Source organism: Streptomyces sp. NPDC007896 (assembly GCF_042959425.1).
GTDB lineage: Bacteria > Actinomycetota > Actinomycetes > Streptomycetales > Streptomycetaceae > Streptomyces.
In genome coordinates this window covers 730,007-741,267 of sequence record NZ_JBIBKX010000001.1, presented here as the reverse complement: position 1 = coordinate 741,267, position 11,261 = coordinate 730,007, and the positions used below count along the sequence as shown (strand labels likewise).

At 71.3% G+C, this 11,261-nt stretch carries 11 protein-coding genes; 5 read left to right on the top strand and 6 right to left on the bottom strand.

Annotation, left to right across the window (positions count from 1 at the left end; genetic code table 11):
• Positions 1-18 precede the first annotated feature (18 nt).
• Complete coding sequence (locus ACFZDJ_RS03405; RefSeq protein ID WP_390927826.1) at positions 19-312, bottom strand: hypothetical protein; 294 nt, start codon at positions 310-312, stop codon at positions 19-21.
• Between the two features lie 156 nt (positions 313-468).
• Here ACFZDJ_RS03405 and ACFZDJ_RS03400 point away from each other — a divergent pair, with 156 nt between their 5' ends.
• Positions 469-1,032, top strand: coding sequence for a hypothetical protein (locus tag ACFZDJ_RS03400; protein ID WP_168508401.1), 564 nt, complete (start codon positions 469-471; stop codon positions 1,030-1,032).
• A gap of 62 nt (positions 1,033-1,094) precedes the next feature.
• Here ACFZDJ_RS03400 and ACFZDJ_RS03395 read toward each other — a convergent pair whose 3' ends face one another.
• The 5 genes from ACFZDJ_RS03395 to ACFZDJ_RS03375 all read right to left on the bottom strand — a co-directional run bounded on the left by ACFZDJ_RS03395 (position 1,095) and on the right by ACFZDJ_RS03375 (position 6,816).
• A complete protein-coding gene (locus ACFZDJ_RS03395; RefSeq protein ID WP_384905131.1) occupies positions 1,095-2,105 on the bottom strand; it encodes an LLM class F420-dependent oxidoreductase in 1,011 nt (336 codons plus the stop codon).
• Between the two features lie 129 nt (positions 2,106-2,234).
• Entirely contained in the window at positions 2,235-3,068 is an 834-nt protein-coding gene (locus ACFZDJ_RS03390; RefSeq protein WP_168508399.1) for a DUF5336 domain-containing protein, read from the bottom strand.
• Between the two features lie 157 nt (positions 3,069-3,225).
• On the bottom strand, positions 3,226-4,227 hold the full coding sequence (locus ACFZDJ_RS03385; protein ID WP_391055756.1) for an N-acetylmuramoyl-L-alanine amidase: 1,002 nt from the start codon (positions 4,225-4,227) through the stop codon (positions 3,226-3,228).
• Positions 4,228-4,249: 22 nt separating this feature from the next.
• Positions 4,250-4,900 carry a class I SAM-dependent methyltransferase gene (locus ACFZDJ_RS03380; protein ID WP_168500983.1) on the bottom strand — a complete coding sequence of 217 codons (651 nt, stop codon included), beginning with the start codon at positions 4,898-4,900 and terminating at the stop codon, positions 4,250-4,252.
• Positions 4,901-5,070: 170 nt separating this feature from the next.
• Positions 5,071-6,816, bottom strand: coding sequence for an MFS transporter (locus ACFZDJ_RS03375; protein WP_391055754.1), 1,746 nt, complete (start codon positions 6,814-6,816; stop codon positions 5,071-5,073).
• 208 nt (positions 6,817-7,024) lie between these two features.
• Here ACFZDJ_RS03375 and ACFZDJ_RS03370 point away from each other — a divergent pair, with 208 nt between their 5' ends.
• From ACFZDJ_RS03370 to ACFZDJ_RS03355, 4 genes are all read left to right on the top strand, one after another.
• Positions 7,025-8,218: a beta-ketoacyl synthase N-terminal-like domain-containing protein gene (locus tag ACFZDJ_RS03370; RefSeq protein WP_390927831.1), complete on the top strand. Its 1,194-nt coding sequence runs from the start codon at positions 7,025-7,027 to the stop codon at positions 8,216-8,218.
• 95 nt (positions 8,219-8,313) lie between these two features.
• On the top strand, positions 8,314-9,741 hold the full coding sequence (locus ACFZDJ_RS03365; protein ID WP_391055751.1) for a DHA2 family efflux MFS transporter permease subunit: 1,428 nt from the start codon (positions 8,314-8,316) through the stop codon (positions 9,739-9,741).
• A gap of 129 nt (positions 9,742-9,870) precedes the next feature.
• Positions 9,871-10,410 carry a SigE family RNA polymerase sigma factor gene (locus ACFZDJ_RS03360; protein ID WP_101405446.1) on the top strand — a complete coding sequence of 180 codons (540 nt, stop codon included), beginning with the start codon at positions 9,871-9,873 and terminating at the stop codon, positions 10,408-10,410.
• Positions 10,410-11,246, top strand: coding sequence for a hypothetical protein (locus ACFZDJ_RS03355; RefSeq protein ID WP_391055748.1), 837 nt, complete (start codon positions 10,410-10,412; stop codon positions 11,244-11,246). Before ACFZDJ_RS03360 ends, ACFZDJ_RS03355 begins: the two co-directional genes overlap by 1 nt.
• Positions 11,247-11,261: the final 15 nt, after the last annotated feature.

Sequence of the window (11,261 nt, the reverse complement as noted above, 5' to 3'; positions counted from 1 at the left end):
CAGCCGGGCGGGGACCGCTCAGTGGCGGTGCATGCGGTTGGCGATGGCGTGGCCGACGAAGAGGTACACGACGGCGGCCAGGCCGTAACCCGCGACCACGCGTGCCCACGCCCTGTCGAAGGTGAACAGGTCGCGGGACCAGCCGGCCAGCCAGCTCGCCACGTTGTGGACGAACTGGACCAGGTCGTTGGCCCGGTTCGCGTCCAGGAGATACATCAGGATCCACAGGCCGAGGATGACGGCCATCACGTCGGCGACGATCGCGATGACCATGCCCGCTTGGTTGGAACCGTTGCGATATCGAGGGGACATGCCCTCCGGGTTGCCGCGTATCCGTGGATGAAACCCGCGGGGTACGGCACCCGAACGGGTCGCTCGAGTGGCGCAGTGACCGTGTTCGGGTGAGCCTGCTGGAAGAGCCGTGTCTCCCGGAAACCGGGAGAACCGTTCCCTTCCCCGGAGGACCCCGTGCCCGTACCGATACGGCGCCTCGTCGTGGCGCTCACCGTCTGTTGCGCCCTGCTCGCCGGCGCCACGGCCTGCGGCAGTGGCAGCAGCGCCACCAAGGACACCGCCGCCGTCGTGGCGGCCACCACCCCGTCCAGCAGCAGCACCGTGGAGAAACAGAAGCTCTCCAAGACCCGCTTCGTGGCGAACGCGGGCCTGGCCGCCGGAGCCACCTACCAGTGGATCGTGAAGCCCTGGAAGGCCGGCAAGTTCAAGAAGGGCGCCAAGGGCCGCAGGACCGCCCTGATCAAGGCGGCCGTCGCCGGCACGTTCGCGTACAACCGGCTCAAGGCCGCGAGCAGGAACGCCCAGGGCGACCCCACGCTCTCCAAGGCCGTCGCCCCGCTCACCGCGGGCATCGACGCCCTCAAGAACCTGCCGTCCAAGCTCCGCAAGGGTGACTCGACGGACGCGACCGTGGGCTCGTTCGACGACATCATCAACAAGGTGAAGGACGCGGGCAAGAGCGCGGGCGCCCCGGTCACCGACAAGGTGCCGTCGGCCTCGCAGCTGTCCGGCGGCTGAGCCCCGACCGCCGTGCCGTTCCAAGAAGTTGAGCTCGGCGAGGACCGTGGACCGTACCGCCCCTAGGAGTTGAGCTCGGCGAGAACCCGCAGCGAGTGAGGGTCCGGTGACAGCGCCAGCAGGTCTGTCACCGGGCCCTTGCGCCACAACTCCAGCCGCTCGGCGATGCGTTCACGCGGTCCGACGAGAGAGATCTCGTCGGCGAACGCGTCCGGGACGGCGAGCACCGCTTCCTGGCGGCGCCCCGCGAGGAACAGCTCCTGGATGAGCCGGGCCTCCTCCTCGAACCCCATCCGTGCCATCAGATCGGCGTGGAAGTTGCGCGCCGCGTGCCCCATCCCGCCGATGTAGAAGCCGAGCATCGCCTTCACGGGCAGCAGCCCTTTGCTGACGTCGTCGCAGACCCGGACATGGGCCATGGGTGCGACGAGGAAGTCGGCGGGGAGATCGCTCAGCGCGGCCTCGTAGGCTCCTGGGCGGGTCGGCGACCAGTACAGCGGCAGCCAGCCGTCCGCGATCCGGGTCGTCTGCGCAATGTTCTTCGGCCCCTCGGCGCCGAGCAGGATCGGCAGGTCGGCGCGGAGCGGATGCGTGATCGGCTTCAGCGGCTTGCCGAGCCCGGTGCCGTCCTCGCCCCGGTAGGGGTGCTTGTGGAAGCGGCCGTCGAGCTCGACGGGACCTTCGCGTCTGAGGACCTGGCGTACGACATCGACGTACTCCCGGGTCGCGGTCAGCGGCGACTTCGGGAACGGACGGCCGTACCAGCCCTCCACGACCTGTGGCCCCGACAGCCCGAGGCCGAGCATCATGCGCCCGCCCGAGAGGTGGTCGAGGGTGAGCGCGTGCATCGCGGTGGTGGTGGGGGAGCGGGCGGCCATCTGCGCGACGGCCGTGCCGAGCCGGATGCGGGTCGTGTGCGCGGCGATCCAGGTCAGCGGGGTGAAGACGTCCGAGCCCCAGGACTCGGCGGTCCACACGGAGTGGTAGCCGAGCCGCTCCGCCTCCTGGGCGAGCGGCAGATGGTCCGCGGAGGGGCCGCGCCCCCAGTAGCCGAGTGCGAGGCCGAGCCGCATGAACCCTCCAGGAGTTAGGTTCTGACGATGCGTCAGTCATGTGCACGCGCGAGCCGACTGTACGGCAACGGCCCCCCGCCCGGAAGGACGAGGGGCCGTGGGAGGCCGTAGGGGAGCGGACGCGGCCGGTCAGCCGCGCTGGATCCCGGAGGTGTCCTGCAGCACGCCGCGACGGCCGTCCTGCGTCTGCGCCACCAGGTTCGCACCGCGCTGTTCCACGGCCAGGTACCAGGTGCCCGGCGCGAGTTCGGCGATCGGCGCCTGCGAACCGTCCTCCGCGAACAGCGGACGCGGCACCGGCACGGCGAACCAGAACGGCGAGAAGTCGCCGGCGGGCGGCTGCGGTTGCGGGGCCGGCGCCTGCTGCGGCTGGCTGGGCTGGCCGCCGAACGCCTGCCCCTGCTGCGGCTGACCCCCGAAGGCCTGACCCGGCTGCTGGGCGCCGGGGTAGCCGTAACCCCCGGGCGGCTGGGCGCCGTAGGGCTGGGGCGCGGCGGGCTTGGGGGCGGGGACGAGCGCGGCCTGCAGGGCCGGGACGAGCGGGGTCGCGATGGCGGCGCCGGCCATGATCAGCGTCGCGATGAACGCGAGGATGAGGCCGGTGCCGGCGCTGACGCCGCTGTCCCCGCTGCCGGCGTTGTCGACACCACCCATCGGGTCGAAGACGTTCCCGAGCGCGCTCCACGCGGCGAAGACCGTGAAGGCGACGCCGAACTGGCCGAGGTCGAGTCCGACGATCTTGGGCACCTGCGGCAGGCCGTGGGAGACGACGACCAGCGCGGCCCCGATGAGGCCGGCCAGGACGACGCTCAGCAGGAGCGGTCCGCTCGACCAGGCGCTGGGGATCTTGGCACTGCTCAAGGCCCCGTCGATCGAAAAAATGTCGAGGAACGACGCGATGAACAGCAATACCGCTGCTCCGATCACCACGCCGTCGCCTCGAGTGAGGGAGCGGATATTCACTTCAGGTCCTTCGTCAGTCGTCTCGTCGTCGGTGGAGGCGTCGCTGACACCATGTCGCCGTGAGGCCCTGGTGTGAAGCGGCGGGGGGCCCCTCATCGTAGGGACGACACTATCGCCCGTCCGATCTGGGTGTCCGTCGGGTTCGATCCGCCGATCACTACCCGTGCAGGAAACTCACGATTCCCTCAGAGATCCCACGCGCCGCCTTCTGCCGCCATGCGCCGCTGGTCAGCAACGCAGCGTCCTTGCTATCGCGCATGTTGCCGCACTCGATGAACACCTTCGGAACCGTTGACAGATTGAGACCGCCGAGATCACCGCGGACGTCGAGTCCGGTGCCGCCGCCGATGTAGTTGGAGGGCGCGCTGCCGGTGTCGCGGACGAAGTTGCCCGCGATGCGCTCGCCGAGATCGCGGGAGGGGGCGACGATCGCGCGGGTGTCGGCGGTGCCGGAGTGGACGGACGCGGGGAGGATGACGTGGAAGCCGCGGTTGCCGGCCGCGGAGCCGTCCGCGTGGATGGAGACGACCGCGTCGGCGTGCGCGTCGTTGCCGATACGGGCCCGCTCGTCGACGCACGGGCCCCAGGAACGGTCGCCGTCCTGGGTGAACTTCACCGTGGCGCCCTCCTGTTGCAGGAGCGTGCGCAGCCGGCGGGCGACGTCGAGCGTGAACCGGGCTTCCGTGTAACCCGCGTTGGTCGACGTGCCGGTGGTGTCGCACTCCTTCCAGTTCGTGCCGATGTTCACCTTGCGGTTGATGTCGGCCGAGTGCTGGAAGTTGCCGGGGTTGTGGCCCGGGTCGATGACGACGACCTTGCCCTTGAGGGGCCCCGCGGCGGCGGGCAGGTCCGAGGCGGCGGGAGCGGCGGGGCCGGAGAAAGTCGAGCTCGGCGGCTTCCCGTCGTCCGTCCCGGACGCGCTCGGTGTCCGCGTCGCGGCGGAGGCGGACCCGGGTGCCGCGGAGGAGGACCCGGGTGCGTCGGCCGAGGTCGTCGACGTGGCGGACGTACTGCCCCCGCTGCCCGGGTCACCCACCGCCTGCCACACCAGCCACCCCACCAGCGCACCCGGCACCAGCGCGGCGACCGCCACCGTCATCGGCCCGCGCCGGGAGCGACGGGGGCCGGGAGGATCGAAGTCAGGACCTACGTACGACACGTCAGCGACTCTAACCGCGCTCTCAGATCCCCGCTCCCGTTCGCCGCAGGACGCGCAGCGAGTCGGTCACCGAGACCTCGGTGAACGCGCCGGACTCCAGGGCGCGGAGGTAGACGCGGTAGGGGGCCTGGCCGGTGAACTCGTCGGCCGGGTCGGGGAACACGTCGTGGATGAGGAGGAGGCCGCCCTCGGCGACGTGCGGAGCCCAGCCCTCGTAGTCACCGGAGGCGTGCTCGTCCGTGTGGCCGCCGTCGATGAAGACGAGACCGAGGGGCGTGCGCCAGAAGGCGGCGATCTGCGGCGAACGGCCGACCATCGCGACCACCTGGTCCTCCAGGCCCGCCTTGTGGAGGGTGCGGCGGAAGGTGGGAAGAGTGTCCATCCGGCCGATCTCGGGGTCGACCGTGGCCGGGTCGTGGTACTCCCACCCGGGCTGCTGCTCCTCGCTGCCCCGGTGGTGGTCGACGGTGATCGCCGTCACCCCGGCCGCGCGCGCCGCGTCCGCGAGCAGGATCGTGGAGCGCCCGCAGTACGTGCCGACCTCCAGGAGGGGCAGTCCGAGCCGGCCCGCCTCGACGGCGGCCTCGTACAGCGCGAGCCCCTCACGGAGCGGCATGAACCCCTTCGCGGCCTCGAAGGCGGCCAGGATCTCCGGCTTGGGCGCCGCGGGCATGGGGTCCTGCATCGGGGTCCTCCGTCGGGTGCGAACGGCAGCGTCGCACGTCTGCCTGTGCGGGTCCGCGTGTACGTGCCTGTGAGCGCCCCATGGTGCACCACACCCCCGCCGCGTCGGCGACGGGGGTGTGGTGCGGACGGGCCGGGCCCCAGGGCCTTTCGTTCGGATCAGGCCTGGGCCGGAACGGTCTCGCTCGGCAGCGCGAGGTCCAGTTCAACGGGGCGGTCGTCGCCGGAGTGGGTCGCCGAGGAGGCGAGCGGGCCGTGGCCCGGTGCCCTGGCGGCGAGGACGTACGCGCCCTCGGCGGGCACGGCGAGCGCGTAGCTGCCGTCCGCCTCGGAGAGCGTGGCGCCCGCCTGGCGGCCCCGCCGGTCGATCAGGGTGACCTTGGCACGGGCGACCGTGCCGCCGTCGGCGTCCAGCACCCGGCCGCGGAAGCCGCGGAGCACCTCTTGGGCGCGTTCCAGGGCCGCGTCCTCCTCGCTGCTCGCGCGCAGCTGCGGCTTGGTCGCCGGGCGTCGGCCAGGCAGCAGCAGGGCGAAGAGCAGACCGATGGCGACCGCGCCGGTGGCGATCAGGAAGGAGACCCGGAAGCCGTGCATGGTGGGGACCGCGACGCCGCCGACGTTGTGCGCGGTGTTGGCGAGGACCATGCCGATGACGGCGCTGGAGACCGACGTACCGATCGAGCGCATCAGGGTGTTGAGGCCGTTGGCCGCGCCCGTCTCCGAGGCCGGGACGGAGCCGACGATCAGCGCGGGCAGCGAGGAGTAGGCGAGGCCGATGCCCGCGCCCAGGACCACCGAGATCACGATCGTCTGCCAGGCGGCGCTCATCAGACCGAGGCCGGCGCCGTAGCCGATCGCGATGATCAGCATGCCGAGGATCAGGGTGACCTTGGGGCCGTACTTGGCGGAGATCCGGGCGTAGACCGGCGCGGTGAACATCATCGTCAGACCGAGCGGCGCCACGCACAGACCCGCGACCACCATCGACTGGCCGAGGCCGTAACCGGTGGCCTTCGGCAGCTGGAGCAGTTGCGGCAGGACGAGCGAGACGACGTAGAAGGAGACGCCGACCATGATCGAGGCGAGGTTGGTGAAGAGCACCGAGCGGCGGGCGGTGGTGCGCAGGTCGACCAGCGGCGCCTTCACGCGCAGCTCCATCACGCCCCACAGGAGCAGGACGACGGCCGACGCGGCGAACAGGCCGAGCGTGGTGGTCGAGGTCCAGCCCCAGTCGCTGCCCTTGGTGATCGGCAGCAGGAAGAGGACGAGGCCCGCGGAGAGGCCCGCCGCGCCCAGCCCGTCGAAGGTGCCCTCGGCGCGCATCGGGGACTCCGGTACGGCGACGAGGGTCAGGACGATCGCGACGGCGCCGAGACCGGCGGCGAGGAAGAAGAGTGCGTGCCAGTCGGCGTGCTGCGCGACCAGGGCCGCGACGGGCAGCGCGAGTCCGCCGCCGACGCCGATGGAGGAGCTCATGAGGGCCATCGCCTCGCCGAGCTTCTCGCGGGGCAGCATGTCGCGCATCAGGCCGATGCCGAGCGGGATCGCGCCCATGGCGAAGCCCTGCAGCGCGCGGCCGACGATCATCACCAGCAGTGTGCTGGTGAAACCGGCTATGAGCGAGCCGACGACCATCACGGACAGGCTCGCGAGCAGCATCCGCCGCTTGCCGTAGAGGTCACCGAGCCGGCCCATGATCGGCGTGGCCACGGCTCCCGCGAGCAGCGTCGAGGTCATCACCCAGGTGGCGTTGCTGGGTGCGGTGCCCAGCAGCTCCGGCAGGTCCTTGATGACCGGAACGAGCAGGGTCTGCATCACCGCGACAACGATGCCCGCGAAGGCCAGTACCGGCACGATCGCGCCGCCGGGCCTCCGGGTGGGCTGGTCGGTCGTCGTGTGCGTCATTGCGTGAGGCCTCCAGGCCAGAAGAGAGAGGGAGGAAGGTGGAGAAAGGGGGTGGGCGATCCGTGCGGGATACGTGCATCAGGAACCCGGTGTGCCCGGGCAACTATTCCGATGCTTCGGCGTACTAACAAAATCTTGACCTTCCCGTGAAGAACTGATCCGGCGTCAGGCCTGGCGACCAACTGAAACGTGTTCTAGTCTGCGCGCCATGAAGGCCTACGTCGCCGGGGTCGGGATGACCAGGTTCGAGAAGCCCGAGACCCGTGATTGGCAGTACTGGGACATGGTGCGGGAGGCGGGGGGTGCCGCGCTCGCGGACGCCGGGATCACTTACGCCGAGGTGGAACAGGTTCCTGTCGGCTACTGCTTCCAGCCCTCGACCGCCGGCCAGCGCGCCGCGTACGAACTCGGCCTGACCGGCGTCCCCGTCTACAACGTCAACAACAACTGCGCCACCGGATCGAGCGCGCTGATGCTGGCCCGGCAGTTCGTCGAGGGCGGGGTCGCGGACTGTGTGCTCGCGCTGGGCTTCGAGAAGATGAAGCGCGGGGCGCTGGGGGGCGGTGCGGACGGGGGAGACTTCTCGACGTCCCCGGTGGCCCGCCACTACGGCGTCATGGCCGCCCGGCACGGCTTCGAGATGTCCCCGCCCACCGCGCAGATCTTCGGCGACGCGGCGCGCGAGCACATGGAGAAGTACGGCACCACCGAGGCGCAGCTCGCCGCCGTCGGCGCCAAGAACCACCGCCATTCGGCGAACAATCCGTACGCCCAGTTCCAGGACGTGTACGGGGTCGACGAGATCCTCGCCGCCCGGGTGGTGCACCGGCCGCTGACGAAACTCCAGTGCTCGCCCACCTCCGACGGGGCCGCCGCCGCGGTCGTCGTGTCCGAACGGTTCGTGGAACGCCATGAGCTGGCGGACAAGGCCGTCGAGATCGTCGCGCAGGCCATGACCACCGACACCGAGGAGTCCTTCGCGTCCGGCTCCTGCGTCGACGTCGTCGGGCAGCCGATGTCGCGGGAGGCCGCGCGCCAGGTGTACGAGCGGTCGGGACTTTGCATCGACGACGTGGACGTCGTGGAACTGCACGACTGCTTCTCCATCAACGAGCTGCTGACGTACGAGGCGCTCGGGATGTGCGAGGAGGGGGAGTCCGGCAAGCTCGTCGAGTCGGGGGCCACGACGTACGGCGGGCGGTGGGTCGTGAACCCGTCCGGCGGGCTGATCTCCAAGGGGCATCCGCTGGGGGCGACCGGGATCGCCCAAGTGGCCGAGCTGGTGTGGCAGTTGAGAGGCGAGGCGGGGCCCCGGCAGGTGCCGGGCGCGCGGGTCGGACTCGCCCACAACATCGGGCTGGGCGGGGCGGCGGTGGTCACGCTGCTGCGGGCGGCGGGCTGAGTCACCGCCCGACCGACGCGGCCGGGCCTAGGTCCCGTGGCCGAGGAGCGGGTGCGGCGAAATCCCGATGCAAGGACCGTAGGGCGGTTGAGAGCATGACACCCATGCTTCGAGCCGCGGAAGACACCCGAATATCAGCTCGCGTCGCGCCGCCCACCTGGCTGGTGGTGGCGCTCGCCTGCGCCGGACAGTTCCTCGTGGTGCTCGACGTGTCCGTCGTGAACGTGGCGCTGCCGTCCATGCGGACCGACCTGGGGCTGAGCGCGCCGGGCCTGCAGTGGGTGGTCAACGCGTACGCGATCGCCTTCGCCGGGTTCATGCTGCTGGGCGGGCGGGCCGGTGACCTGTACGGGCGCAAGCGGATGTTCCTGGTCGGGCTCGCGCTGTTCACGGTGGCCTCGCTGGGCGGCGGGCTCGCCCAGGCGGGCTGGCAGCTGCTGGTCGCGCGGGCCGCGCAGGGGCTCGGGGCGGCGGTGCTCGCGCCCTCGACGCTGACGATCCTCACCTCGGCGGTCCCGGAGGGCGCCGCCCGCGCGCGGGCCATCGCGACCTGGACGGCGGTCGGCGCCGGGGGCGGGGCGGCCGGTGGTCTGGTCGGCGGACTGCTGGTGGACGGGCTGTCGTGGCGGTGGGTGCTGCTGATCAACGTGCCGGTGGGCGCGGTGGTGCTGGCGGGCGCCGCACGGTGGCTCGTGGAGAGCCGGGCCGGGGACGGGCGGCGGCTCGATCTGCCGGGCGCGCTGCTGGTGACGGCGGGGCTCGCGACCCTCGCGTACGGGATCGTGCAGACCGAGGCGGAGGGGTGGGCGGCGGCCGCGACCCTCGTGCCGTTGTGTGCCGGGCTCACGCTGATCGGCCTGTTCCTCCTGGTCGAGGCGCGGACGCGGGTGCCGCTGATGCCGCTGCGACTGCTCGGTGTGCGGGCGGTGGCGTCGGCGAACGCGGCCATGTTCGTGTGCGGCTCCGCGATGTTCTGCATGTGGTTCTTCATGACGCTGTACGCGCAGAACGTGCTCGGCTACTCGCCGCTGGGCGCCGGGCTCGCGCTGGTGCCGAGCTCACTGGCGGTGGTCCTCGGCTCGAAGCTCGCACCGCGGCTCATGCCGGTGGTCGGGGCGCGCAACGTCGCCGTCATCGGGTCGCTGGTCGCCGCGGCGGGCTTCGGCTGGCAGTCGACGATGACGGCCGACGGCTCGTACCTGACGGCGATCATGTTCCCCGGGATCCTGATGATGGCGGGCGCGGGGCTGGCCGCCACCCCGCTCGCCTCGCTCGCGACCTCGGGCGCGGCGCCGGGGGACGCCGGTCTGGTGTCGGGGCTGGTCAACACCTCCCGCACGATGGGCGGTTCACTCGGACTCGCCGTCATGTCGACCATCGCGGCCTCGCGTACGGGAAGCGGCTCGTCGGCCGAGGCGCTGACGGCGGGGTACGCGCTGGCCTTCCGCACGGGCGGGTACGTGCTGCTCGGCGGGGCGGTGCTGATGCTGCTGTGGCTGCCCTCGAAGGTCCCCGCTCGCTGAGGCGAGGAAAGATCTCCGCTCGCCGAGGCGAGGAAAGATCTCCGCTCGCCGAGGCGGCGAAAGATCTCCGCTCGCCGAGGCAACGAAATCCGGTCCTCGTGGACTCCTTTGTACATCTAGGAGGTGCCCATGGGGGATCGGAAGCAGGCTCGGGACGAGGAGTTCCAGCGCTTTGTCATCGGCCGCTGGCCGCGGTTGATGCGTACGGCATTTCTCCTTACGGGGGAGCAGCACGCCGCCGAGGACCTGGTCCAGACGACGCTGGAGCAGGTCTATGTGGCCTGGCGCAGGGTCGGCGCGGCCGACGACCCGGAGGCCTACGTACGGCGCGTGATGATCAACGCGCACGCCCGGAAGCACCGCAGAAGGCTCAAGGAGTTCCTGGCGCCGAAGGACGACTCGGGGCTCACGCACGAGCTGCCCGACCACGGTGACCGCATCGCCCAGGCCGACGACCGCAGCGCCCTGCTGACCGCGCTCGGCCAACTGCCGCCGCGCCAGCGGGAGGCGGTGGTCCTGCGGTACTGGGAGGACCTGAGCGAGAGCCAGGCGGCGGAGGCGATGGGCTGTTCGGTGGGCGCGGTGAAGAGCAACGCGGCGAAGGGGATCGCGAAGCTGCGCGCCATACCGGGCCTGGCGGACATGGTGACGCACGGAGGGCGGAAGTGATGAGCGCGGACCGGGAGACGAACCACGACATGACACACAGGGACATCGCCTTTCTGCTGGCCGACGCCGCGGACGAGGCGGAGATCGGCATAGCCCCCTACCAGGCGGTGATCCGCGGCGGCCGCCGCCGCAAGGCCCGCCGCTGGGCACTGGCGGCAGCGGCGGCGCTGGTGATCGCCGGTTCGACGGGGACGCTGGCGCTGGCCGGGGCGACGGACGGTGACGCACGGCGGGTCGCGCCTGCGGCGACGCGGCCGCCGGTGAGCGACGAGCGGCATCTGTACGAGCCGCAGCACAGCGACCTGGCCAGGGGAACCGAGCACGGCAAGAAGTGGAAGGTCGTCATCGACGTCTGGGGAGCGCCCCGGAACAAGGCGGAGGCGCAGGGCCAACTGGACGCGATGACCGGGTCCGGGCTCGGCAAGCCGTGGGTGAACGTGCGCGATGCCTCCGAGCTCATCGGCAAGAGTTCGTACTTCGTCCGCCTGACCTTGGACGGCAAGACGTCGATCAAGTTGCTGGGGGCGTTCGAGAAGGGCGACACCATGGCGGGCACGGACCTCAAGTCCGGCGCGATGCCCCTGGAGACCAGCAGGACGGCGACGAGCGGGACCGATCAGCGGCTCGTGGTCGGTCAGGTCGCCACGAGCGCCCAGGAGGTCACCTGCACCTGGGACGACGGCACGACGACCGAGGCGTCGAGGCCCGCCCCGGGCACGGGCATCGTCGGGGACTTCGAGGATGCGATCCGCCCGGCGGACGGTTCCCGGTCCGACTGGTTCGTGTGCCTGGGACCGGAGGGAAGGACCTTCAAGGCGGTGGCGGTGACGAAGTAGGAGCTTCGCGAGCGG